The sequence below is a fragment of the Labrys neptuniae genome (genome assembly GCF_040797145.1).
Classification (GTDB): Bacteria; Pseudomonadota; Alphaproteobacteria; order Rhizobiales; family Labraceae; genus Labrys; species Labrys neptuniae.
In genome coordinates this window covers 1,034,911-1,059,903 of sequence record NZ_JBFNQD010000001.1, presented here as the reverse complement: position 1 = coordinate 1,059,903, position 24,993 = coordinate 1,034,911, and the positions used below count along the sequence as shown (strand labels likewise).

The following is a 24,993-nucleotide window of genomic DNA, read 5'->3' as shown; positions in this document are numbered from 1 at the left end:
GGAGGAATTATAAAGAGGGTTGTCGGCATCGAACGTTCCCACGCTTTCACCAGACGGATTCATGAGTCAGGCGGTCGGTGATGTGGCATAGGAAAGGTCGGCATTCGTCCAGTGAATCGGGGAATCGATGGTTGCTTCGAGCTGTTTCGGCGTTTGGCACAAGACCGTTAGAGCGACCCTGCTAGCCGGTATGATGCTGGCCATCGGTTTGCCGGGGAAGCCGGCCGTCGCCGGGCCTGCGACAGATGGCGGTGCCAGGGAGATCACCGACGCCTTGGGCCGCAATCTCGGCAAGGTCTGGATCGACAAGGGCGTCATCAGCGTGAAACCCGATGGCGAGGGCTACGATCTCGCACTCGACATCGGTAGTGCCAAGCTCGGCCTGCCCGGCGATGGGATGACATTCAGCCTGAAGCCTTTCACCCTCCGGCTCACGCCGAAGGGAGAGCGACGCTTTGCCTTCGAACTTCCCAAATCCACACTCGAGCTGACTTGCAGGAACCCAGCCTTGTTTTTCAGCGAAGAAGGATCGCGTCGCTTGGTGAACTGTTCCGGTGAAGGCTTGCTCGATCTGGATGCCTTCCTGGTTTCGGAGGGCAATCTTCAATGCGAAAGCAGCACCGCCTCCAACTCCGTCGGTGTCTTTGGAGGGGAGGGCAAGACAGGGCTCATCAGTCTCAAGTTGGCCGGCACGGCGGTGGCGGACGGCAACATCGATGGCCGGATATCCTATGAGGTATCGAGTTTTGTCGAAACCTTCGGCGCCAGGATTGGCGATGCCTTGCCGACGTCGCTGCCGAAACCGGAGATGACCACCAAAGTCGACGGAATTCGTCACGATTTTTCCGTTTCGGGCCTGAGGAAGACTGGATTGACGACAGCCTTTGCTTTTCTATCCGATCGGTTTCTCCGCGGGCCTGGCACTGCAACGCGCGCGGAGATTGAGGCGCTCGCCAAGGGCGTCATGCCGCTTTGGAGCAATGCCTCGCTGAAGTCGCACTATGAGAATCTGAGTTGGGGCACGCCTCGTGGGCCGATCAAGTTCGCCGTCATCGACGCAGCCATGAAGAATGAGGGCCTGGTCGAGCATACCGACCTGGATGGGACCTTAAGTGTTTCCGGCATGCAGGTACCCGGAACCGTGCTACCCAGTTGGGCCGCCATCCTGGTGCCGGAGAAGATCACGCTCGATACCAGGTTGAAAGATCTCGATCTGGAAAGCCTTGTCGATGGCGCGATCGAGGTGGCTACCAGGGGCGGCTCGCCGGTGCCAGGGGAAATGCATGCTCTTTTGTTGCGTGTCTTCAGCAATAATCGGGCGACACTCGCATTTGATGCGACGGCAACGGCCTCGGGCTACGACATCAAGGGGCAGGGGATGACGTCGATATTCCCCTCGCAAGGAGGGAAGGCTATCATTTCGGCTGCGGGTGTCGATGCCATAGACGCAGTTCTCGCCAAGGCGGCTGTTTCCGATCCCATGTCCCGGCGCGCTGCATTGGGGGGCGCCTTCCTCAAGGGCCTGGCAAAGACGGGGTCCGATGGCCGGTTGATCTGGAATGTCGAGTTCGAGAGGCAGATGAGCAAGATCACGGTGAACGGCCAGTCCTTTGGGCCCGGGACGCGCCAGTAGCAACGCTGTCTGGTGATTCAAACACATAGCTTGCAGCAAAATTTCACAGGCAGCACGCTTTCACCTGTGGCACAAAGCGTTGGGAGATTTGGCGGAAACGTCAAGAATCGCAAAGACACGCCGAACCAGAGAGCTGGAGCAAAGTAGAGTTTCCGTCCAAATGGCTTTGCTCCAGGGGACGAAATCTTTCACATGGCAGACCGGGTATTTTATGATTTTCCTGAAGAAATCTGAGCGTAAATACGGTGTTCGGCGCCGGGTCATTCTGGCCAGCGTGGCGCTTGTCGCGCAGGCCTCCTCACAGGCCCTGGCCGAACCCGCCACCGAGCAAGGCGCCAAGGCGATCCGCGACGAGATCGCCCGCTATCTCGGCCCGAAAGTGTTCGAGAAGGGTATCGTCACGGTCAAACCCAATTTCGAGAGCTATGATCTCACCTATGATGTCAGCAGCAGCAAGCTCGGCTTGCCTGCAGATGGCGCCCAATTCAGCTTCGGCCCGTTTACCGCCCGCCTGATCCCCCAGGGGGACGGTAAATATGCTTTTGAGCAGAACAGTCCTGCGCTCGATATGGTCTACAAATCGGGCAAGGCCGGACCGCAGAGCGAACTGGTCCAGCGCTTGAAGAATTGTACCGGAAAGGGCGTCTATGACCCCAAGGCCGAGCAATTCACCGAACAGGCCATGCGTTGCGAGTCCGCCGCCCTGACGATGCGTTCGCCGCTCGAGGACATCGACGCCACCGTCGGCAAGATCGATTTCACCATCACCGGCAAAACGGGGGAGGCCGGCACGACGGATCTGAACGTGACGGGCGACCTGCTGGACCTCGTCGAGACGGTCACCGTCAAGGATCCCGCCAATCCGGCGCCGCCGATGGTGCTGCGCGCGGATCGCGTGCACGAGACTTTCGTGGCCAATGGCTCCAGCGGCGCGCAATTCATGCAGGCCCTGGCCTATTTCGCGGCCCGCAAGGTGGGGGACAATGGCAAGGCGGCCCAGGAGCAGGCGCGGGCCAAGCTGAAGGCCGTGCTGCCGCTGTGGAAGACACTGTCCGCGCAGATCCGCTATGACAACATGACGGTGGGGACGCCCAAGGGCATCATCAGGATTGCCACGGTGGATACCAACCTCGCTTCGAACGGTCTGGTGAAGACGGGCAATGTCGGCCTGAATCTGGCCATGAGCGGCCTTGCCCTGCCGGATGGCATGCTGCCCGACTGGGCCAAGTCTCTGGTGCCGGAAAAGGCGACGCTCGATTTCAACCTGACCGGGCTCGATCTCGAGACGATCGCCGGCAAGATGATCGAGGTTGGCACCGACACCAAACCGGCTCAACCGGATGCGCTCAAGGCGGCGCTGATGCCATTGCTTCTGGCGGGCCAGCCCAAGCTCGCTTTCGGCCAGAGCCTGACGGCGCCCGCCTTCGACGTGAAGGGGCAGGGGGAGACGTCGCTGCTGCCAGCGCAGCAGGGCAAGGCGACGGTTTCGGCCTCCAACCTGGATGAGATCGCCGCCGCTCTCGGCAAGGCCGGTGCCTCCGATCCCGGGCCGCAGCGTGCGGCCATGGGCATCGCCTTCCTCAAGGGGCTGGCCAAGACCGGGCCGGACGGCCGGCTGACCTGGGACATCGACTTCGACAGTCTTGCCCGCAAAGTCACGGTGAACGGTCAGTCCTTCGGGCCGGGCGCGCAGAAATAGAGCGCTCCCAAACGGCGGGCAGGATTTCGAGGGCGGCTTTACCGAAAGGCTGCCCTCTTCGCGTCTGGAGCAGCCCGATCAGGCAAGTTCCTTGGCCAGCAAATGGCGGACTTCCGCCACAAGGGCGGATTCGCCGGCCTGGGGCGGCAGGATGGAGAATTCGATGTCCGGCATGGCCGGCAGGCCGAAATCGCCATCGAGAGTGGCCATGCCGGCCGGTATGGCGGAACGGTTGAGGCAGGCCAAGCCCAGGCCGGCGGCGAGCGCCAAATGCAGGCCGGCGACCCCGGCGGCCGAATGGGCGATCTCGTAGTCGATATCGCTTTGGTTGAGCGTGCGGATGATCAGGCGCTGAAGGGAACAGGCCTCGGGAAGCACGACCAGCGGCAGACGCCGGGCCGCATCAAGGGCAAGGGCGGGCGAGGCAATCCAGGACAAGGGCTCGCGGCCGAGCCGGATGCGGCCGTCCTCGTCGGACGCACTGTCGTCGTCGAGAAGGCGCATGGACAGGCCGATGTCGAAGTCGCGGCGGTTTTCGATCATCAGGCTCTGGCGGGTCGCGACATGCAGCTTGAGCTGCGGATAGCGCTCGCGCAGGCGCTTGAGCAGGAGCGTGATCGTCGCCGGGCGGAAATAGTCGGTTATGGCCAGGCGCAGATCGCCGGCGAGCGGCATACCCAGGACATCTCGAAAAGCCTCCTCGCTGAGTGCCAGCAGCCGGCGTGCGTGCACGACCAGGCGTTCGCCGGCGGATGTGAGGCTGGCGCCGAGCTTGCCGCGCACCAGCAAGGTCACGCCGCAATGCTGCTCGAGCTTGCGCATCTGTTCGCTGACGGCCGATTGCGAGCGATGAACCCGTGGCGCTGCTGCCGACAGGCTGCCTGTCTCGGCAATGGCGACGAGGGTCTGCAGGAGATCGAGGTCGAAGGGGCGCATTTATCCATCTGCTTTCCTAATGGATGATATCATATATTCCCGATTTTCCGATTGGAAGCGCGCCCTTATACAATTGCGATCCGCGTTGAAGGAGCCGACGGACCGTCGGAGTTTCAAATGTCTAGTCTACGATTGTATATGTTCCAGTCCGGCACCCAGCGCTGCAAGCTGCACCACATCAAGATGAATCAGGGCGAGGGGGAGGATTGCGAGATCCCGGTACCCTGGTTCCTGGTGATGCATCCGAAAGGTGCAGTGCTGATCGACGGTGGCCTGGCGGCGGAGGGCCTTGCCGATCCCAAGGCCTATTGGGGCGGCAGCGTCGAGGTCTTCCGCCCGGTGATGACACCCGAACAAGGCTGCCTCACCCAGCTTGAAGCGCTCGGCATCCGGCCCGGCGATATCCGCTTCGTGCTGCTCTCGCACCTGCATTCGGACCATACCGGCGCCATCGGGCGCTTTCCCAATGCCACTCACATCGTGCAACGCCGGGAATATGAATATGCCTTCACGCCGGACTGGTTCACGGCGGCGGCCTATGTCCGCCGGGATTTCGACCGGCCGGGTCTTGTCTGGCAGTTCTTGGACGGCGAGGCGACGGATGGCTTCGATCTCTATGGCGATGGCACCATCCGGATCCTGTTCACGCCGGGCCATTCGCCCGGCCATCAATCCGTGATGGTCGATCTTCCGAACAGCGGTCCGTTCCTGCTGGCGATCGATGCCGCCTATACCTGGGACCACTGGAACGAGAAGGCGCTGCCGGGCCTGATGAGTTCGGCCAGCGATGTGGCCCGCTCGGTGCGCAAGCTGCGTTTCCTCGCCGATCGGGTGAGCGCGACCGTGGTGCCGGGCCATGATCCCGAAGCCTGGGCCGGCTTCAGGCAGGCGCCCCATTTCTACGATTAACCACCGCTCAGGCCTCCAGCGCCTGGGCGAGATCGGCGATCAGATCCTCGGCATTCTCGATGCCGACACTCAGCCGGATAGTGGCATCGGTCACGCCGAGCTGGGCCCTCAGCTCGGCCGGCACGCCCGAATGGGTGGTCGAGGCGGGATGGCTGGCGAGGGACTCGGTGCCGCCGAGGCTGACAGCGAGCTTGAACACTTTCAGGGCATTGAGCAGCCGGAAGGCCTCGGCCTGGCCGCCCTTGATCTCGATGGAGAAGGTCGAGCCCGCGCCGGTGCATTGCCGCTCGAACACCCGGCGCGCCGGGCTGTCCTCCGGCAGAGCATGCAGGGCATGCACGGCGGTGACGCCGGCATGGGCGGCCAGGAAATCGGCGACGGCCACGGCATTGCGCGCGGCCGCCTGCATGCGCAACGACAAGGTTTCGAGCGATCGGCCGAGCATCCAGCAGGTGTGGGGATCGAGCTGGGTGCCGACGGCGCTGCGCAGCGCCCGCACCGGTTTCAACGCCGTTTTGCTGCCGATCGCCGCGCCGGCGATGAGGTCGCTGTGGCCGCCGATATATTTGGTGGCTGAATAGACCACGATATCGACGCCATGGCCGAGAGGCCGCTGGAAGAGCGGCCCCAGCAGCGTGTTGTCGCAGATGATCACCGGTCGTGCACCCTGCATGTCGGCAATGCGATCGGCGGCTGCGCCGATGAGGGAGAAGTCGACCAGCGTGTTGATCGGATTGGAGGGCGTCTCGATCAGGATGGTGCTGACCCGGCCTGCCGCCATCGCCTTGTCGGCGGCCTGGTTGATCGAGGCGGCATGAAGGCCGTCCATGAAGCCCGCATGCCCGATGCCGAAATCGGCGAGGGTGCGGGCGAGCAGCGTCTCGGTGCCGCCATAGAGCGGCTGGCTGTGCAGCACGACGTCGCCGGGGCGGGCATAGGCCAGCACGGCCATGGAGATGGCGGCCATGCCCGAGGAGAACAGCAGAGCCGCTTCGCCGCCTTCATAAATGGCGAGGCGATCCTCGACGATCTCGGTGTTGGGGTGGTTGAAGCGCGAATAGACCAGCCCCGCCGCGCTGCCGGCGGGCGGCGTGCGCCGGCCCGAGGTGTAGTCGAAGAAGTCGCGCCCGTCCTCCGCCGATTGGAACACGAAGGTAGAGGTGAGGAATACCGGCGGTTTCACCGAGCCCTCCGAGAGGGCCGGATCGTAGCCATAGCCCAGCATCAAGGTTTCAGGATGCAGGGGATGATTGCCCAGCGTGTGCTTGTGGCTGCGATCGACGGCCATGACCGGCTCCTTTCACGTGCAACCTCGGAAGCAGTGGTGTGGCGCGTATGGTGCGGTCGGCCATGACGTCTGTCAAAGGGAAGGAGTCGGTCGCTCGACCGGCCGACTCCTTCGGAGCCCACGAAGTATAAATGAACCGAAATATTGTCATCCCCTTCCCCTCGCTGCGCTCGGCCGGGGATGACAGCCTGATGATCAGTTAACCGCTCTTTCCGAAGTGCGGCGGGGGCGCCTCATGCCGGCTCAATATTCGACGACGCCGTCGAGCGCATAATGTTTGATGGTCTTCCGGTTGGCAATCAATTCGTCGATGGTGGGCTCCCCGGTCATGGCACGGCGAATGGCGAGCTTGGTCGCCTCATAGTTGGTGCGATAGAGGTCGGCCTTGTCGAGATTGGGATCTGCCGGACAGCGCGGATCGAGCCAGATCGTGATGATGATGCAGATCTTGTCTGTCTGGTCCTTCGGCAGCACGCCCTCGATGACGCAGTCGACGATCGCGTCGCCGGTCGCTCCCTGAACGACGCCGCCGAGAAGCTCGACATAGGCGGCATTGTGGATCGTCACCTTTGTCGTCATCATCGTGGCCGGGCGGACGAGCTGGTTGAGGTCGCGCACCACGAACATGCGGGTATGGCCGACCGTCTGGCCGAGCATGGCGGCGAAGCCGTGGCCGACAGGCCCGTCGACGGAGCCGATCAGCACCTCCGGCATGGCGTCCGTGTATTGGCCTTCCTTGGCGAGCACGGTGGCTTCGCCGGTGCGAAAGATGATGTCGGTCAAGTCACTGCTCCTGTTCCAAGCCCATCGGCACGATGAACCCTTTCTGCGGCAGCGGATGATGGGCCGGCGGTCCTCAAAATCGCAAGCCTCGGGGCTTGTGAAAAAAGGACGCATAGTTGACCGGGGGGAGTCGCAAATTTGCCTCAGACCTGCGTTTCGCTGAGCCCTCGCCAGGATTGGTGGTTCCACCGACCCCAAAGCGCCTCAGGCTGGAAGGCCGAGCTCCGCCCGTACCTTTTTCGACAAGCCGCGCGAGACGATGAAATGCGACTGGCGCAGATAGTCGCGCAGTTCCTCGTCGCTCAGGCCGGGCTCGGCGTAGTGCTGGATCCACTTCATGCCGCGCGAAGCGAGATAGGGGGCAGGACGCAGGCCAGGTTGCTCCTTGAGTACCTCATAGGAGATCTCGCTCACCTTGAAGGTGTAGCGCGGCACACCGTCCTGCTGGCCGCCGATGGCGAAAACCTTGCCGCCGACCTTCCAGACATGGGCTCCGCCCCATTGCACCACATGGCTGGTGGCGGGCAGCGCGCCGCAGAAGGCGTTGTACTCTTCGTGTGTCATGTCTCTAGGCGGCGGCCGCCGGCAGCTTGCGGATCGCCACCTTGTTGTCGTGGAAGGCGCCGCCGCCGACCGGCGCGGGCGCGTCGGCTCCCGTCAGGGTGTTGATGCCCTTGCCGTCTTCATAGGCGCTGTTCGGCCAGATCGACTCGGCCACCAGGACGCCGCGGCGCAGGCCCTCGAAGAGCTTGGCATGCAGCCGGACCTTGCCGCGCAGACTTTCGAGTTCGACCTTGTCGCCGTCCTCGATGCCATGGGTGGCGGCATCGTCGGGATGGATCAGCACATCCGGCCGTTCCTCCTTGGCGAGCGAGGTCGGGGTTTCCGTGAAGCTCGAATTGAGAAAGTTGCGCGCCGGGCTGGTGGTCAGGCGGAAGGGGAAGGCATCGTCGGCCAGCTCGATCGCCGTCCAATGGTCGGGGAAGGCGGGCATGTCATGCACGGGCCCGAACTTGGCGGGCGCCGCATAGGGGTTCTTCGGCCAGTCCGCCTTGAAACGGAACTTGCCGTCCGGCCAGCCGAAGCCTTTCAGGAAATGGGCATCCTCGAAGGGCTGCTGCACGTCGAGCCAGCGCTTTTCCTCGAGCTCCGCCAGCGTGCCGCGATTGGAGGCCTGGAGGGTGCGGTCGATCAACTCGCGCGGATCCATGGCGAAGGCGGGATGTTCGGCGCCGACGCGGGCAGCGATGGCGCTGATCACCTCGTGATTGTTGCGGCATTCGCCCGGCGGCTCGATCAGCTTGGGGCCGAGCAGGATGTGCTGCTGCCCGCCGCCCTGGTAGACATCGTCATGTTCGACGAACATGGTCGCCGGCAGGATGATGTCGGCCATGCGCGCTGTATCCGTCATCACTTGCTCATGCACCACGGTGAACAGGTCCTCGCGGGCAAAGCCCTGCTTCACCTTGTCCTGGTCGGGCGCGACCGACATCGGATTGGTGTTCTGGATCAGCAGCATCTTCACCGGGCCGCCGCCGCACAGCGCTTCGGCATCGCCGGTCAGGATGGGACCGATGCGGGACTGGTCGAGCTCGCGCACCTTGGGATCGCGCACGTCCAGGCCCTCGATCAGCGTCTTGCGCCAGCCGAACATGCCCGAATTGGAGTGCAGCGCGCCGCCGCCTTCATGTTGCCAGGCCCCCATCACCACGGGAATGGCGCTGACCGCGTGCATGGAGGCCGCGCCGTTGCGCGAGCGGGCAAAGCCATAGCCGAGGCGGAAGAAGGTCCGGGGCCGCTCGCCCAGCAGCCTGGCCAGGGCCTCGATATCGGCCACCGGCACGCCGGTGATATCCGAAGCCCATTGCGGCGTGCGGCTGGCGAGATGGGCCTCGAATTCGGCCGGATGGTCAGCGAATTTAGCGAGATAGGCCCGGTCGGCATGGCCGTCGCGGAACAGCACATGCATGAGGGCGCAGGCCAGCGCCCCGTCCGTGCCGGGCTTGAGGATGATCTTGACGTCCGCCTGCTGCATGGTGGCGTTGTCATAGACGTCGACGGCCACGATTCTGGTGCCGCGCTTCTTGCGGGCGGAGGCGGCGTGGGTCATCACATTGACCTGCGTCACCACGGCATTGGTGCCCCACAGCACGATGCAGTCGGATTGCGCCATCTCGCGCGGGTCGGTGCCGGTCATGCGGCCATGGCCGGCGAGATAGCCCGACCAGGACAGCGAAGTGCAGATGGTGGAGTACTGGCCCGAATAGCGCTTGGCATTGCGCAGACGGTTGATACCGTCGCGCATGACCAGGCCCATGGTGCCGGCATAGTAATAGGGCCAGACGCTTTCGGCTCCGAAATCCCGCTCGGCCGCCAGCATCGCCTCGGCGGTGCGGTCGAGTGCCTCGTCCCAGCTGATGCGCTTATATTGGCCCGATCCCTTCGGCCCGGTACGCATCAGGGGATGGAGCAGACGATCCTTGTGATGCACGCGCTCGGCATAGCGGGCGACCTTGGCGCAGATCACGCCCTTGGTGAAGCTGTTGTCGGCAGCTCCATAGACCCGTCCCATGGTGTTGCGGTCGAGCACCTCGATTTCGAGGGCGCAGGTCGAGGGGCAATCATGCGGGCAGGCGGAGGCTCTGCGGATCGGGCCAAGCGGTTTGTTCATCGGGATCTCGTCATCTGACCGTCGCATCGTAGGGCGAGGGGGGCACAAGAACCAGCCTTACGTGCGGGCATTGCGAGAATTGATCAATCCATTCACGCGGGGAATGGTTCGCATGCGCATCATCAAGCCAAGGTCCGGGCGGCTTCCAGCACCTCGGCGACGTGGTCGGCCACACGTACCTTGGACCAGACGCGAGCGACGATGCCCTTGCCGTCGATCAGCAGCGTGGTGCGTTCGATGCCGAGATAGGTGCGGCCATACATCTGCTTCTCGCCCCAGACGCCATAGGCGTTGAGCATGTCGAGGCTTTCGTCGGAGGCGATAGCCGTGGTCAGTCCGTGCTTTGCCACGAATTTCTGCTGCTTGCGCACAGGATCGTGCGAGATGCCGAGCAGGTGTACGCCGGCGGCGGCGAAATCCGCCTTGGCGGCCGAGAACTCCACGGCTTCACGCGTGCAGGCCTGGGTATCTGCCTTGGGATAGAAGAAGATCACGAGTTTATGGCCGCGAAAGTCCTCGAGCCGGACCGTGCCACCATCGGCGAGGGGGAGGGAAAAGGCGGGAGCGACCTCGCCGACCTGCAGGGGATGCATATGCCTTCCTTTCGGCAAAATGGTACGTCACAGCACAATCGTGTATGTTTCGGGACAGGCGCGGTCCAGGCCGTTCTGCATCCGGGCGCCCGTCTTTCACGACGAGTTGCTACGATGTGTGTTTGCCCAGCGTATCCGCGGATAAGGCGATCTTGAATTGTCGGCTTATCTCAACAATTTGCATCTTCATCCTACTGCGTCTCCTTAACGGTACGGCAACCTGGGTGAGGCCATCATCTCGCCGGCATTGCCGTGGGGCATGAAGGATTTATCGCAAGGGGCTGGCGAATCGTTGATGGCGAGGGACGCACACAACGCAATGCATGAAGCGACGGCTGCCGCCGATGAGCAGGCGTCCCTGGAGACCGCTGCGGACCAGTTGCCGTACGACTATCCCGCGGAAGAGCCTCCGGCGGATCCTTCGCCCCGGCGGCGGCCCGGCAGCGGCCGGGTATTGCTGCGTAGCGCCGTCTCCGTGGCTGCTACGGCGGCGGTGGTGGTCGGTGTTGCCATCGGCATCTTCTACTGGCGGCTCGGCAATGGTCCTCTATCGTTGCCCTTCATCACCCAGACCGTGCACCAAGCCATCGCTGCCAAATTGCCGCCGGGCTATCGCCTCAGCCTGGACGATGTCGCGATCGAGCGGCGCCCGGAAGGGCTGATTGCGATGATCCGCGGTGTGACCGTGAGGGATCATGACGTCGTCATCGCCTCGGCGCCGCGCATCTATGCCGGGTTCGATCTGGCGTCGCTGCTGCTCGGCGACGTCACGGCGCGCTCGATCGTGGTCGAGGGGGCAGCTGCGACCGTGAATGTCAGCATCGACGGCCGGTTCACGCTCCAGGCCGGGGTCGACAGCACGGCCCCGCCTGCGGGGGGAGCCCTGTCGCTTGCGGCGGTTCTGAACGGCTTCGACACCATGATCGCCTCGATCGGCTCCATCGACAGGGTCGAACTGCGTGACGCCGCGCTGGCGGTGCACGACCAGGCGATCGGCCACGACATCGTCCATCGTGGCATCGACCTGACCGTTCGCCGCACCGCCGCGGCCGGTGGCCTGTCGGTGGCTCTCGCCGCAGCGGGAGGCTCCATCAATGCCACCACGGAAGGCGGCGACGGCGAACCGCGCTCGATCGACATCAAGGCCAGCAATATCGGTGTCACCGAACTCGTGGCAGCATTGGCGCCGAGTGTCGAGCAGCCATCGGTCAAGGCCTCCTTCGATGTGCTGGCCCGGGCCAGCATCAACCCCGATGGTTCTGTCGAGATGGCGCAGGTCAACATTGCCAGTGCCGGAGGCAGCTGGAATGTCGAGCCGAAGGAGCCTCCCTTCGTATTCGACGGCGCGCAGATCAGCCTGGACTGGGACAAGACGGCCGGTGTCGTCCAGATCGGCCAGGCGATGGTCAGGTCGGGCGAGGGCGTCCTGGATTTCAAGGGAAAGGTCGTTCCGCCTTCCGATACGACGGGGCCGGTGTGGACTTACGACCTGCAAGCACCGAACGTGCTGCTGGCAAGCCGCCGCGAGCAACGTCCGCCGCTGAAGCTCGACCGCATCGATCTTGCCGGACGTTATGATCCGGCCACCAACCGCCTCAGCCTGGACAAGGGCGAGGTGCTGGGACCGACGGTCGCCATCGATTTCAACGGTGCCGTCGGCTTCGGCGGCAAGACTCCGGCGATCGACCTGACCGCAAAGGCCAAGACCCTGTCGGCGGTGGCCTTGAACCGGGTGTGGCCGGTCTTCTCGGTGCCGGAGGTCAAGATCTGGCTGGAAGACCATATCAAGGCGGGTGTCGTCGATGGAGCGACGCTCAAGCTCGCCATTCCACAAGGAGCGTTGGCTTCGGTCAATGGCAAGACGCCGCCCCTGCCGGACGAAGCACTTTCAGGCTCGGTGCCGATGTCGAAGGGCATCGTCCAGATCATCGATACGCTGCCGCCGATCAGCGACGTCGAGGGCAGGGTCGATTTCTCCGGGCGCCATCTTAGCGTCAATGTCGACAGCGCGTCGGTCGAGACCGGCGATGCCGGCACCCTCGCGCTTGCGGATGGCACCTATTCGATCAGTGATTTTGCCCAGAAGCCGCCGAACCAGTCCGCGGTTTTCGGGGTGAAGGGCCCGGCGCAGGCCGTGGCCAGGCTGATGACCATGCCGCCGCTGGCCGATGCCGCCAAGGGCTTGGATATCAGGCCCGATGAGGTCAACGGCACTGCCGATCTCAAGGTCAAGCTCGACCTGCCGCTGATCGACCATCCTCGCCCCGAAGACATCAAATATGCGATCACGGGCGGCGTACAGGGAATGTCGATCGACCACGTCGCCGGCAGCAGCCTGCAGAGCGGCACGATGAAGCTCTCGCTCGAGCCGGGGTTGATGCTGCTCACCGGCAAGGGCGTGTTCGATGGCCTGCCCGCCAATTTCGACCTGCGCAAGGCCGAGGGCCAGGAACCGCAGATGGCCCTCAGCGTCATCCTGGACGACGCCACCAGGAAGCGGAAGGGCTTCGATTTCGGCGATGCTCTGACCGGGCCGATCCAGGCCGACATCCATCCGGTCGCCGATCCGCGCGACCCGCGCTACGACGTGGATATCGATCTGGCGGCCGTGCGCATCAAGGATCTGCTGCCGGGCTGGCAGAAGGCGGCCGGCGTTCCGGGGCGGGTCAGCTTCAGTTGGGATCCCGCCGACAAGGGCGGTGGCACGCTCGACAAGCTGACGGTGGAGAGCGGGTCGGTCTCGCTGCGCGGCACGGTGACACTCGGCCCGGACAACAAGCTGCGCAAGGCGATGATGGATGTGATCAGCCTGTCGCCGGGCGATGATTTCCAGGGCGTTTTCGAACCGCTCGGCAGTGGCTGGAAGGTCTTCGTGCGCGGCAACCGGCTCGATGCCCGCCCTCTGCTGTCGATGCTGCAGAAGCGCGCCAAGGGCAGCAGCGCCAGCGCCAGCATCAATGCCGATATCAGGCTCGGCCAGGTGGTCGGCTTCAACGACGAATCTCTTGCCGATCTCGGCCTGATGCTCGACAGCAAGGGTACGACGATCCGCAAGCTCGATCTCAGCGGCAGGCTGGCCAACGGCCAGGTCACTGCCTCGCTGGGCAATGAGGGGCGCAGCGGCAATTTGGTCACGGTGCAGTCCACCAATGCCGGCGCCGTCATGCGTTTCCTGGATCTCTACACCCGCCTGCGTGGCGGGGCGCTCGGTGCCCGCTTCTCGCCGGTGATCGACAATATGCGCGGCCGCCTGGTGATGCGCAGCTTCTCGGTGGAGAACGAGACGGCCCTGGGGCAATACCGCGACACGCTGAAGAACGCCGGCAAGCTGTCTTCCTACGCCCCCGGCAGCGGCGACTCAGCCCAGTTCACCAGGCTCGAACTCGCCTTCACCCGAACGGCCTCGCGGATCGGCATCCTGGATTCCGTGGTCTGGGGGCCGGATGTCGGCGTCAGCCTCTCGGGCGATCTCGACTATGGCACGGATAGGGTCAACCTCACCGGCACCTTCGTGCCCGCTTACGCCCTGAACAACATCTTCTCCAAGATCCCTCTCATCGGAGGACTGCTCAGCGGCGGCCAATATGGCGGCCTGTTCGCCATCAACTTCAAGGTATCGGGACGGGTCAACGCGCCAGTGCTCACGGTCAATCCCCTCTCGGCCATCGCGCCCGGCTTCCTGCGCAAGATCTTCGAGTTTCAGAAACAGACCAATTGAGGAGAACCCGGCTTCACGCTGACCTTGTGGGTTCAGCCGCGCCGAAAGGGCAACTGAACCAGCAGGGTAAGGAAGGCGAAGACCAGGCTGACCACCACGCCGGACGAGAGCATGGCCAATTCCGTTGCCGGCATGATGACCGCCGTGACCACGGCAAGGCCGCAGGCACCGCCGACCTGTAGCGAGCTGTTGAGGAGGCCGGCGGCGACGCCCTGTTCCTCGTCGGCGACGCCGCTGGTCCCGGCGACCATCAAGGCCGAGATGCTGAGGGCAAAGCCGAGGCCCCAGAGCAGCGAGACCGGCAGCAACAGGGTCCACAGGTCCGGCTCGGGGCCGAGGCGCAGCGCCAGCAGATAGCAGGGCACGAAGGCGGCGAGGCCGACGACCAGGATGCGCGCGACCCCGAACCTGTCCATCAAGCCGCCGAGTTTGGGACCGATCGCAACCACCATCAACCCTGCCGGCAACAGCACCAGCGCCATCTGCCAGGGTTGCCAGCCGAGGAGGTTCTGCAGGTAAAGGCCGAGCAGGAACTGGAAGCCCATGGCGCCGCCATAGAGCAGGGCGGCGCTCGCGTTCGCGGCCACCAGCCTGCGATTGCGGAACAGGCCAAGGCGGATCAAGGGCGCCTCGACGCGGCTCTCGATGGCGGCGAAGGCAGCCAGCAGCAGAGCCGAGACAGCGAGGCCACCGACGGTCCATGGCGACAGCCAACCGATTTCGGCGGCGAAGACGAGTGCGAAGACCAGGGTCAACATGCCGCTGACCAAGGTCAGCGTGCCGCCGAGGTCGAGCCGTATCGGCCGGTCGGAGCGCGGATCGGCGGGTACATAGCGCAGCGCTGCCCACAGGATCAGCAGAGCGATCGGCACCGGCAGGATGAATATGGCCCGCCAGTTCAGCGTGGCGAGCAGGCCGCCGATCAACAGGCCGGAGGAATAGCCGGAGGCCTCGAAGACGTTGAAGATGCCGAACGCCTTGTTGCGCTGGGGACCTTCGGGAAAGGTGGTTGTCAGCAGCGACATCGCCGCCGGTGCGGTGAAGGCTGCCGCCACGCCCTTGATGAAGCGCGACGCGATCAGCAGGACGGGATTGCTGGTGAGGGCTCCGAACACAGAGACGAGGATGAACACGGCCATGGCGGCGACCAGCATGCGACGCCGGCCGAACAGATCGGCACAGCGTCCACCCAGGAGCAGGAAGCTGCCGAAAGCCAGGATATAGGCGCCAGCCAGCCATTGCGCTGTCGCGGCGCTCAAGCCGAATTCCCGCTGGATCTGCGGTATCGCCACCACGATCATGGAGACGTCAAGGCCATCGAGCAGGATGACCCCGCTGGAGACGAGGAGGACGATCCACAGGCGGGCCGGCCAGCGAAACGCTGTGCCTGGACCTGACGGGGAGGCGCGCGCGAGATCATCCGGGCTGGCCTCGCGGGGGGCGGTGTTGACGGGCATGAGGTCACTCCGAAACGGAGCACGAAAGCGGGTCATCGCCCAGCTCCAGGCTCCCTGATTGTCAAGTCTGACTGTCATGCTCGATTGATAAGAGATTGAAAAACGAGTAATTCTCGATAGAACATCAAAATTGGCTTGAAAGTCTATGAAGCGTACGATGCCAGGGACCCGGGCCCTGAAGATCTTCGAGGCGGCCGGCCGGCATCTCAACTTCACCCGTGCGGCCGAGGAGGTCGGCCTGACGCCGGCCGCCGTCAGCTATCAGATCAAGGAGATCGAGGATCAGCTTGGTATCGTGCTCTTTGCGCGGACCAGCCGCAGCATCCGGCTCACACCTGCGGGAGGCGTATTGTTCGAGGCGGTGGGCGAGGCGCTGGATGGTCTACAGCGCGCCGTCAGCCGGGCCAGCAGGTCGCAGCGCGCCTTGGGGCAGCTCTGCGTGTCGCTCGGCGCGCGTTTCGCCACCAACTGGATGCTGCCGAGGCTCTCAGCCTTCCAGGTGGCCCATCCTCGGCTGAAGCTGCGCTTCGACATCACCGACGAGATCCGCGATTTCGAGGTCGACGATATCGACTTGGCCATCCGTTTCGGCGACGGAAACTTTGACGGGCTGAGTTCGGTGCGGCTGTTCGATACGGTCATGGTGGCGGTCTGCAGCCCGCGATTGCTCGAGGCCGGCCAGCATTTTACGATGCCGGCTGATCTGATCGGTCATACTTTATGCTATCGCGATTGGCGCCGGGGCGATCTGACCTGGCCGGATTGGCGCATGTGGATGCAGGCTGCCGGTGTCGACACGTTCGACGATAGCGCCTGCGTCGCCTTTGCCGATACCAGCCATGTCGTACAGGCCGTGCTCGATAGCGGGGCAATCGGCCTGGCCGATCTTGCCATGATCGCCAATGATATTGCCGAGGGGCGACTGGTGCGCCTATTCAACATCGAGGTCCCGGTGGCAGGGAACCAGACCTATCATCTCGTCTATCCGCACGACCGCAGCGAAGACCCGGCCATCCTGGCCTTTCGAGACTGGATGCTCGCGGCGATCGAAGCGCAGCAGCAGGGCAGCGGTTAAGCAAAACCGGCGAGCGCGTGATGTCCGTTTCAGAAACGATAGCGTAGCAGCCGCCCGATGCGGCCGAGTGCGGGAATGGCCCTGAAGAACGGAATGACAAGGCGAGCGGACAGGGACATTCTGGCGATCTGGGCGGCATGATAGCCCTGCCGACCGTAGGAGAGCAGTTCCTGCATCAGCTTGAGGCGCGGCACCTGGCGTTCGATCTCATGGGCGTCGTCAAGGCTCCAATGCACCTGCGCACCGGTGACGCGAACCGAATGCTGTTTGCGGATCAGGCGCAGGCCAAGACGATTATAGGCATCGAAGGCGATTTCGCCGCTGGGGAAGTGTCCAGCCAGCCGGGCGAGCAGCGGGATGGCTTCATCGGCCTGCAGATAGGGGAACATGCCTTCGGCGATGATCAGCGCCGGGCGGCCCTCGGGCATGATCGTTGCGAGCCAGGCGGGATCGGTGACGGATGTGCCGATCAATTGGTAACCTGCGCGCTCGGGATAGAGCCGGCGCCGGAGCTCGATGACTTCGGGATAGTCGACATCGAACCAGCGCACGCCGGCGGGTGGATCGATACGGAAAACCCGGGAGTCCAGGCCACAACCCAGATGCAGCACGATCGCCTCGGGGTGGAAAGCGAGGAAGGCGCGGGCCCAGTTGTCGAGGATGTGGGCCCGCATCGCCAGACCGATCATGAGATCGCGGTTGATGCCGAGGCGCGAGAAATCGTAGTCGATCCGATCGAGCGCCGAAGCCGCGAAACGGTCCTGCAGGAGCGAGTCGGGCAGACGGCTTTCCTCGCCCTTGGCGTAGAGGGTGATGAGAAGGGTTGCCTTCTCTTGGCTCAGAGAAACCTTTTCCATGGCCCGCGCACGCTATGAGAGAGCCGGTAAAGCCGCTTGCGGGCTATCCGAGCACCAGCGCATGGCATCAATGCCGCGAGAGGCGTCTGGCATTGGCCCGGACCCGCCGCTGGGCCGGCCGGGCTGCCGCGACGGCGACGGAGATCAGGCCGGAGGCCAGATCATGCGCATCGGCTTTGCCGAAGACGGCACGCAGGCCCAGTTGAGCCATTTCGTCGGTTGCCGCAACCGCTCCCTCCGCAAGCGCCTCGAATTTCTCGGTCACCATGCGGCTGGCTTCGATCAGATTGTCTGGATGGGGCCAGAATGGCAGCGTCGCCAGTATGGGCATACGATGGCCGATGGTTACGGCACTGGCTTGGCTGGTTTCGAAGGCCGAAGACATGGCCCGAATGAACATCACCTGGAATGAGAGCATGCAGCCTCCGATTCCCGGTCAGTTTGGGCCGATATGTCGCCGAGGGCAAGCGCGATGGTTGCGGGCCATCGCTGCGCGAGGGCGATCGAGGCTTCTCGTCGCGTGGCCTTTGCTATCCCAGCCGCCGCCAGGGCTTGAGCTTGTCGGGCTTCGTTCCGTCGCCGCCGGTCGGCTGATAGCGCGTGTGCGAGATCGGTACCTTGCCGGCTTCCAGCGCGGCGATCGTCGGCGCGTTGCTGATGTCGAGAGCGTCGAAACCGCAGCGGATCATATAGGCGATACGGTCGAACAGGATGTCGCCGACGGCCCTGAGCTCACCGGCGAAGCCGTAGCGTTCCCGGGCAATGCGCGCCAGCGAGAAGGCGCGGCCGTCGCCGAATTTGGGGAAGGCGAGGGCCAGCAGCGGCAGGCTCGGCAGCGCGTCGGCCAGCAGCTCGATATCGTCGGCCGGCTGCAGCACCACCCCGACCGGTGCATTGCGGGCGGCGAGACTGTCCTTCTCGGCCAGGAAGCGTTTCAGCGAGACGATGACAGCACCGTCCGGCAGCGTGTCCTCGTCGCCGGCCAGCTTGTAGATGTCTGCCTCGAAACGGCCATTCTTCCAGAGGGGCACAGGTCTCTCCTAGATCCCCGCGCAAAGCGCAGGCTTTTCAACAGTGTGGAAGTTGTCTCTTAGATACCACTTCCGGCCTTTTCAGGCGAAACATGAATGCCGCATTCGACCTTGGACTTGCCGCGCCAGCGGCCGGCCCGGGCATCCTCGCCCTCGGCGACGCGGCTGGTGCAAGGCATGCAGCCGATCGAGGGATAGCCGTCCGCCACCAGGGGATGCGGCGGCAAATCGTGGCGTTCGAGATAATCCGCCACATCCTTGGAGGTCCAGTCCGCCAGCGGATTGACCTTGATGCGCCCGGCATCGGCCTCGAAATATTGCAGGGCTGCACGGGTCGAAGCCTGATGGCGCTTGCGACCGGTGATCCAGGCCGAGAAGGGCTCCAGCGCAGTGTCGAGCGGGTCGACCTTGCGGATCCAGCAGCACATGTCCGGATTGCTGTAGGCAAGCAGCCGGTCCGGGTCCTCCTGCTGTACCAGCACCTGGCGCGGCGAGGCCGTGCGCAGATCGGTAAGGCCGAGCCGGCGGGCGAGTTCGTTGCGATAGAGCAGGGTCTGGCTGAACAGCCGGCCGGTGTCGAGGAAGATCACCGGCGTGGCACGGTCGATTTCCGCCACCATGTGGAGGAGGGCGGCCGACTCGGCACCGAAGCTGGAGACCAGGGCAATGCCGCCCTTGTAGAGCGACAGTGCCGCGCGCAGCACCGTCTGTGCATCGGCATTGTGATACTGCGCCGCCAAAGCGAGCGCCTGTGCTTCCGGATCGATAGCCGAGCTGGCCAAACCGACGTTCACGGGAGCGGCCGAAAAATCAAGCACGCTGTCCATAGAGTGCCTCCTTGAAGGGCGGCAGGCCGACACGGCGTACCGCCTCCAGGAATGTTTCCTGAGGGGAGAGACGCAGGCCCAGATAGGTGTCGACCACCTTCTCGACCGCGTCGACGATGGCCTCGCTGCCGAAGCCGGGGCCGACCAGTTCACCGATCGAACAATCCTCGCGGGCCGAGCCGCCCAATGTGATCTGGTAGTTTTCCACGCCCTTGCGGTCGACGCCGAGAATGCCGATCGCCGCGACGTGATGATGGCCGCAGGCATTGATGCAGCCGGAGATCTTGATCGGCAGGCTGCCGATCTCCGCCTGGCGTGCGGGCGAGCCGAAGCGCTCGGACAGGCCCTGCGCGATCGGAATGGCGCGGGCATTGGCGAGCGAACAGTAGTCCAGGCCCGGGCAGGCGATGATGTCGGTGATCAGTCCTTCATTGGCGGTGGCGAGGCCCGCTTCCTGCAGCACCGCGAACAGCGCCGGCAGGTCATCGAGCTTCACATGCGGCAGCACGAGGTTCTGCAGGTGGCTGATGCGGATCTCGCCCAGCGAATAGCGATCGGCAAGATCGGCCACCAGGTCCATCTGGTCGGAGGAGGCGTCGCCTGGAATGCCGCCGATCGGCTTCAGCGAAATGGTGGCGATGCCATAGCCCGGCTGCTTGTGGGCATGCACGTTTACCGACACCCAGTGGGCGAAATCGGCATTGCCGGCTTTTGCCTTGTCGAAGACCGGCGTCTCGCCGATCGTCTCGAAAGGGCCTGCGAGGAAATATTGCTGCATCGCCGCCACCGAATCCGGCGTCAGCTTGAGCGCGCCGTCACGGATACGGTCGAACTCGGCTTCCACTTCCTCGCGGATCGGATCGAGGCCCTTCTCATGCACCAGGATCTTGATGCGCGCCTTGTACTTGTTGTCGCGGCGTCCCTCGAGATTGTACACGCGCATGATCGCCTCGGTGTAGGTGAGGAGATCTGCTTCAGGCAGGAAATCGCGCAAGGCCTTGCCGACCATGGGGGTGCGGCCCTGGCCACCGCCGACGAACACGCGGAAGCCGATCTCGCCGGCCTCGTTGCGCACGATCTGGTAGCCGATGTCGTGGACCTTGACCGCGGCACGGTCTTCCTCGGCGCCGGTGATGGCGACCTTGAACTTGCGCGGCAGATAGGACAGCTCCGGATGGGCCGTCGACCACTGGCGCATGATTTCGGCATAGACGCGCGGATCGGCGACCTCGTCGGCAGCGGCGCCGGCGAAATGGTCGGCCGTGACGTTGCGCATGCAATTGCCGGAAGTCTGGATGGCATGCATCTCGACGTCAGCCAGGGCCTGCAGCACGTCCGGCACGTCCTTGAGGGCGATCCAGTTGAACTGCAGGTTCTGGCGGGTGGTGAAATGGCCGTAATGACGGTCCCAGCGGCGGCCGATGGTCGCGAGCGTGCGCAACTGCTTGGAGGAGAGCGTGCCATAGGGCACGGCAATCCGCAGCATATAGGCATGCAGCTGGAGATAGACGCCGTTCATCAGCCGAAGGGATTTGAACTCCTCTTCGGTGATGTCGCCCTTGATACGGCGCTGCACCTGGTCGCGAAACTCGGCGACGCGCGCATTCACGAAGGCGTGGTCGAACTCGTCATAACGGTAGAGGGCACCCATTATTCGGCAGCCTCGGCGAGTTCGGTCTTGGGCAGGTAGGCGATGGTCGGGCCGAGCGCCCGGATGGCCTCGCGCAGCTTGGCGGGACGGGGCTTCTCGCCGCTGACGTCGAGCTCGACGGCATAGATCTCGACCACGTCCTGCTCATTGGCAGCGGCGGTGACGCTGGCAAGGATCGCATTGGCGGTGGCCTGATCGGGTTCGATGGCGCTGTCGGCAACGTCGAGCGACCAGTTGCCATTGGGGGTGCGGAACACCACACGCCCATCCTTGAGGCGGTTGGCTGTGATAGCGAGCGGCATGACGAAAAACCCCTGATTGGAATTCGTCCACGGTATCGGTTCTCGCGCGCAATTTGTCAAATAGATTTCAATACATACAAATAATGTAATTAGAGCTCGTTATGAAAATTCGATATACCGATCAATGTGATGGCTAAAAAGGCATGCATCCTGGGCAACGCTGATCGGCGGTCATGCAACCTTGCGACGATAGGAATAACGGCTGATTTCTGTAGAAAAGGCGAGTGAGCGGTAGAGAGACCGGCCGGCATCGTTGCCGGCCACCACGGGCAGGCAGGCCCCTTTCGCACCCTGATCGTCGCGAGCCCAGGCGAGCAGGGCGCTGACGGCATTGTGGGCATGGCCCTGGCGCCGGAAGGTGGGATCCGTCGCCACCGCGTTGATACAGACGATACCGTCATGCACAGCGCCGAAGGCCAGCGCCGCGGGGCTGCCGTCACTGGCCGGCGACATGGCATATCCGGTCGGCAAGGCGACCGCGCCGAACAGGGCGCGGGCATGGGCGGCGGTCGCAGCGGAGAATTTCTGAAGGCGGGCATGAGCCCCGAACCAGGCATCGTCGAGGTTGGGCCGCACGAAGGCCGCACCGCGCTCGCCTTGGGACGGCGCAGCATCGAGGTCGCGGTAGAGCACGCAGGTCTCGTCTTCGCCCGGGCCGTATCCGGCCTCGTCCAAGGCGCTGCCGATATCCTGCGATGAGACACTCGACAGGCGAAAAATGGTCGGCAGGCCGTGATGGCTGTAAAATGCTTCAGCCGAACTTATCTGCTCGCTTGGCTGCCGCGTGCCGGGCCAGAGCAGGCTGATGGAGTTGGCCCGCCTGGTATGCCCATGCGAGAAGCGCAGCAGCCAGCCGTCTAGCCATATCGTCTTCAGGGCCGGCCAGCCGTTCAGGCACGCCTCTTCAACGCGCCGGGCGAGAACGTCCTCGTTGTCTGCCATGCTTACACTCTACCTGTCTGCCGAGCCCTGCCAACCTGCCATGTAGACCGCCGGCGAGGCGTTTGTCTTCAGGCTCGGCTACTCATCCTTTTGTAGCCCAGGCTTGACCGGTTGGTCGACTTGAGCTTTGCGGCTGGCTGCCTCTACAAGGCTGGCTATCCTGGCACGTGTCGTCGGTAATGGACTGTCGAAAAGTCATTCCCGACGACACGTGCCGATGGCGCCCCGCGGCGCCCATGGTGTCTTGCGAGGGGGCGGGTTCGCCGATTATCGCGAGACGCCCTGGCCAATCCGGTGGATTGGCTTGGAAACAAGGAACTGGGGCAGACGAGCGTTCAGTCGCGAACGCGCTTTGCTCCAGTGCATTGACGTTTATCGGAGCTTGCCATGTTGCGTCTGGATCCCCGCCATACCGCCCTCGTGATGATCGATCTGCAGAATTGGATCGTCGGACGGCCGGTGGCACCGCATTCGGGCGGGGATGTCATCGAGCGATCTTTGCGCATCGGCAAGGCGCTGCGCAAAGCGGGCGGCACGGTCATCCTGGTGCGTGTGGCTTTTTCCGATGGCTATGGGGACGTGGTGAAGGTTCCCGTGGATGCGCCCTTGATCCTCCCCGAGGACAAGATGCCTCCCGAGGCAGTTGCCTTCGACGCGAGGATCAACCCGTCCAAGGCCGATGTGGTGATCACCAAGCGCCAGTGGAGCGCCTTTCACGGCACTGAACTGGATCTGCAATTGCGCCGCCGTGGCATCGATACCGTCATCATCAGCGGTATCGCCACCAATTTCGGCGTCGAGGCGACGGCACGCGATGCCTTTGCCAATAATTATGCCGCGATCGTGGCCGAGGATGCCACCAGCAGCATGACGGCGGAGATGCATCGCTTCTCGATCGATCACGTCCTGCCGCGCGTTGCCCGCATCCGGTCGAGTGCGGTGATCATCGACGCCCTCAAGGAAGCCATGAAGGATTGAGTGGTCAGGTAGTCTGGTTGCGGCGCCGCACTCTGGCCGGTCAAAGTTCTCGCGCACCGGCAAGGCGCGACGTCAGCTCGACCGCCAGACGATCGGCCGCCTCCGGATCGGTGACATCCATCAAGGGAATGTCGTGCCGAATCGCAGCTTCGATGAAGGCCTCGTTTTCGCGGACGGATCGCTCCGCAAATTTGTCGATGGCGGTTTTCAGCCGGCCGTCCCGTCGAGAATAGTGGCTTTCTCGGGCAATGCGCTCCCGCAGAACTTGCGGCTCGACGTGAAGACAGACAGCCACGGCCTCGCCGATTCCCCAGTCGGGAACATACTCCGGCCGGAGGGCAGCGCCTTCAAGGATGAAGCCGCTGCCTGCCTCGCACAGCGCCTTTATCCTGCCCTGAATGATCGGCCGCATATTCTCGTGGTGGACCCGGAGAAACCAGTGAATGGCATCGTCCGTCAGGCGGAGATAGAACTCCGTGACCGGCTCGGGCACACCCGTCCAGGGCCGACCCGGATGGCGTCCCAACTGGTCGGTCGAGACCACGGGCCAGCCGGCGGCGCGGCCGATGCGAGCGGCACAGGTCGATTTGCCGACATGCGAGGTGCCGAGCAGAAGCAAGGCGGACGGTCTTGTCGTCATGGATCCGCTGTCACGTTTGATGGAGGCGATATCTTTATCTCGGGTCCGGCTGTCCTGCCTCCCTCGATATCGAGAAGTGACGGGCGGGCGAACTGCTCGACGATAAAATCCAGGAAAACCCGGACCTTGGGCACGAGATGGCGCTTGGAGGGATAGATGGCGAATATTGCCGTTTCCACCCCGGACCAGTCCGCCAGCGCCTGCTGCAGGCGGCCGGTGCGCAGGTCTTCCTCCACATAGGTGCGGGGAATGAGACTGAGGCCGAAGCCGGCCAGCAGCGCCTCGCGCACCGCCACGCTCGATGTCACCTTGTAGCGCCCCTTGATCGGCACGCCGACGATTTCCTCATTCTTGGCGAAGCTCCAATGATTGACGTGGCCCGACAGGCTGAATTGCACGCAATTGTGCCGGCGCAGATCGTCCGGCACCGACGGCAGGCCTGCTCGCGCGAAATAGGAGGGGGACGCGCAGATGATATGGGGAACGGCCATCAGCTTGCGGGCGACCAGGCTGGAATCCTCCAGCACGTCGCTGCCGCGAATGGCGACGTCATAGCCTTCCCTGATGATGTCGATGCGGCGGTCATCCAGGTTGAGATCCAGCGACAGGCCGGGATTGGCCTTGAGGAAGGCGGGCAGGGCCGGCGTGAGATGCCGAAGAGCCATGGTCATGGGAGCACTGACACGCAGGAGGCCGGTCGGTGCCAGCATGAGCGCGCCGATGGAGGCGCCGGCATCGTCGATATCGTCGAGAATCTGGCGCACCCGCTCGTAATAGAGCGAACCTGCCTCGGTGAGGCTCATGCGGCGGGTGGTGCGGTTGAACAGGCGCACCGAAAGCTGGGCCTCGAGCTCGCCGATATTCTTGCTGATGGCTGCCGGCGACAGGCCGAGGGCACGAGCCGCCTCGGCAAAGCTGCCGCGCTCGACCGCCTGGCGAAAAGCCTTGAAAGCCGTCAGCTGATCCATCTATTGAACACCATTGGTAGTTAATATCGTAATCT

Annotated in this window: 22 protein-coding genes; 6 read left to right on the top strand and 16 right to left on the bottom strand. The window is 63.7% G+C overall.

Annotated elements, in window-relative coordinates:
• Positions 1-190 precede the first annotated feature (190 nt).
• Positions 191-1,633, top strand: a complete 1,443-nt coding sequence (locus tag ABXS05_RS05075) for a hypothetical protein (RefSeq protein WP_367623144.1) — start codon at positions 191-193, stop codon at positions 1,631-1,633.
• Positions 1,634-1,844: 211 nt separating this feature from the next.
• On the top strand, positions 1,845-3,332 hold the full coding sequence (locus ABXS05_RS05070) for a hypothetical protein (RefSeq protein ID WP_367623143.1): 1,488 nt from the start codon (positions 1,845-1,847) through the stop codon (positions 3,330-3,332).
• Positions 3,333-3,410: 78 nt separating this feature from the next.
• Here ABXS05_RS05070 and ABXS05_RS05065 read toward each other — a convergent pair whose 3' ends face one another.
• Positions 3,411-4,268: a LysR family transcriptional regulator gene (locus ABXS05_RS05065; RefSeq protein WP_311935346.1), complete on the bottom strand. Its 858-nt coding sequence runs from the start codon at positions 4,266-4,268 to the stop codon at positions 3,411-3,413.
• A 117-nt stretch (positions 4,269-4,385) separates the two neighbouring features.
• On the opposite strand from ABXS05_RS05065, the gene attM reads away from it, so the two are divergent.
• Positions 4,386-5,177, top strand: coding sequence for an AttM family quorum-quenching N-acyl homoserine lactonase (attM, locus tag ABXS05_RS05060; protein WP_367623142.1), 792 nt, complete (start codon positions 4,386-4,388; stop codon positions 5,175-5,177).
• A 7-nt stretch (positions 5,178-5,184) separates the two neighbouring features.
• Here the strand turns inward: attM and ABXS05_RS05055 are convergent, their stop codons facing one another.
• The 5 genes from ABXS05_RS05055 to ABXS05_RS05035 form a co-directional block, all read right to left on the bottom strand.
• A complete protein-coding gene (locus ABXS05_RS05055) occupies positions 5,185-6,465 on the bottom strand; it encodes a cystathionine gamma-synthase family protein (protein WP_367623141.1) in 1,281 nt (426 codons plus the stop codon).
• A gap of 243 nt (positions 6,466-6,708) precedes the next feature.
• Entirely contained in the window at positions 6,709-7,248 is a 540-nt protein-coding gene (fae, locus tag ABXS05_RS05050; RefSeq protein ID WP_068289909.1) for a formaldehyde-activating enzyme, read from the bottom strand.
• 204 nt (positions 7,249-7,452) lie between these two features.
• The gene (locus ABXS05_RS05045) at positions 7,453-7,812 is read right to left on the bottom strand and encodes an MmcQ/YjbR family DNA-binding protein (RefSeq protein ID WP_367623140.1); all 360 of its coding nucleotides are present in this window, start codon (positions 7,810-7,812) and stop codon (positions 7,453-7,455) included.
• Positions 7,813-7,816: 4 nt separating this feature from the next.
• Positions 7,817-9,919: a molybdopterin-containing oxidoreductase family protein gene (locus ABXS05_RS05040; RefSeq protein WP_367623139.1), complete on the bottom strand. Its 2,103-nt coding sequence runs from the start codon at positions 9,917-9,919 to the stop codon at positions 7,817-7,819.
• A 122-nt stretch (positions 9,920-10,041) separates the two neighbouring features.
• A complete protein-coding gene (locus ABXS05_RS05035; protein ID WP_311935333.1) occupies positions 10,042-10,512 on the bottom strand; it encodes a peroxiredoxin in 471 nt (156 codons plus the stop codon).
• Between the two features lie 319 nt (positions 10,513-10,831).
• Between ABXS05_RS05035 and ABXS05_RS05030 the strand changes: the two genes are divergently transcribed.
• A complete protein-coding gene (locus ABXS05_RS05030) occupies positions 10,832-14,230 on the top strand; it encodes a YhdP family protein (protein ID WP_367623138.1) in 3,399 nt (1,132 codons plus the stop codon).
• Positions 14,231-14,262: 32 nt separating this feature from the next.
• Here the strand turns inward: ABXS05_RS05030 and ABXS05_RS05025 are convergent, their stop codons facing one another.
• Positions 14,263-15,687, bottom strand: coding sequence for an MFS transporter (locus tag ABXS05_RS05025; protein ID WP_367623137.1), 1,425 nt, complete (start codon positions 15,685-15,687; stop codon positions 14,263-14,265).
• A 157-nt stretch (positions 15,688-15,844) separates the two neighbouring features.
• Here ABXS05_RS05025 and ABXS05_RS05020 point away from each other — a divergent pair, with 157 nt between their 5' ends.
• Positions 15,845-16,762, top strand: coding sequence for a LysR substrate-binding domain-containing protein (locus tag ABXS05_RS05020; protein WP_367623136.1), 918 nt, complete (start codon positions 15,845-15,847; stop codon positions 16,760-16,762).
• 29 nt (positions 16,763-16,791) lie between these two features.
• Here ABXS05_RS05020 and ABXS05_RS05015 read toward each other — a convergent pair whose 3' ends face one another.
• The 7 genes from ABXS05_RS05015 to ABXS05_RS04985 form a co-directional block, all read right to left on the bottom strand.
• Positions 16,792-17,619 carry a class I SAM-dependent methyltransferase gene (locus tag ABXS05_RS05015; protein WP_367623135.1) on the bottom strand — a complete coding sequence of 276 codons (828 nt, stop codon included), beginning with the start codon at positions 17,617-17,619 and terminating at the stop codon, positions 16,792-16,794.
• A gap of 67 nt (positions 17,620-17,686) precedes the next feature.
• Positions 17,687-18,037 (bottom strand): hypothetical protein, encoded by a 351-nt coding sequence (locus tag ABXS05_RS05010; protein ID WP_311935319.1) that lies wholly within the window; start codon positions 18,035-18,037, stop codon positions 17,687-17,689.
• 112 nt (positions 18,038-18,149) lie between these two features.
• Positions 18,150-18,650: a DUF934 domain-containing protein gene (locus ABXS05_RS05005; protein WP_367623134.1), complete on the bottom strand. Its 501-nt coding sequence runs from the start codon at positions 18,648-18,650 to the stop codon at positions 18,150-18,152.
• A 59-nt stretch (positions 18,651-18,709) separates the two neighbouring features.
• Complete coding sequence (locus ABXS05_RS05000) at positions 18,710-19,477, bottom strand: phosphoadenylyl-sulfate reductase (protein ID WP_367623133.1); 768 nt, start codon at positions 19,475-19,477, stop codon at positions 18,710-18,712.
• Positions 19,461-21,128, bottom strand: coding sequence for a nitrite/sulfite reductase (locus tag ABXS05_RS04995; protein WP_311935313.1), 1,668 nt, complete (start codon positions 21,126-21,128; stop codon positions 19,461-19,463). Before ABXS05_RS04995 ends, ABXS05_RS05000 begins: the two co-directional genes overlap by 17 nt.
• Positions 21,128-21,430 (bottom strand): DUF2849 domain-containing protein, encoded by a 303-nt coding sequence (locus tag ABXS05_RS04990; protein WP_068289934.1) that lies wholly within the window; start codon positions 21,428-21,430, stop codon positions 21,128-21,130. Before ABXS05_RS04990 ends, ABXS05_RS04995 begins: the two co-directional genes overlap by 1 nt.
• A gap of 171 nt (positions 21,431-21,601) precedes the next feature.
• A complete protein-coding gene (locus ABXS05_RS04985; RefSeq protein WP_367623132.1) occupies positions 21,602-22,372 on the bottom strand; it encodes a GNAT family N-acetyltransferase in 771 nt (256 codons plus the stop codon).
• Positions 22,373-22,759: 387 nt separating this feature from the next.
• Between ABXS05_RS04985 and ABXS05_RS04980 the strand changes: the two genes are divergently transcribed.
• Positions 22,760-23,350, top strand: a complete 591-nt coding sequence (locus ABXS05_RS04980) for a hydrolase (protein WP_311935304.1) — start codon at positions 22,760-22,762, stop codon at positions 23,348-23,350.
• Positions 23,351-23,390: 40 nt separating this feature from the next.
• Here the strand turns inward: ABXS05_RS04980 and ABXS05_RS04975 are convergent, their stop codons facing one another.
• Positions 23,391-23,990 carry a hypothetical protein gene (locus tag ABXS05_RS04975; RefSeq protein ID WP_367623131.1) on the bottom strand — a complete coding sequence of 200 codons (600 nt, stop codon included), beginning with the start codon at positions 23,988-23,990 and terminating at the stop codon, positions 23,391-23,393.
• Positions 23,987-24,958 (bottom strand): LysR family transcriptional regulator, encoded by a 972-nt coding sequence (locus ABXS05_RS04970; RefSeq protein WP_367623130.1) that lies wholly within the window; start codon positions 24,956-24,958, stop codon positions 23,987-23,989. Before ABXS05_RS04970 ends, ABXS05_RS04975 begins: the two co-directional genes overlap by 4 nt.
• Between the last annotated feature and the right edge of the window lie 35 nt (positions 24,959-24,993).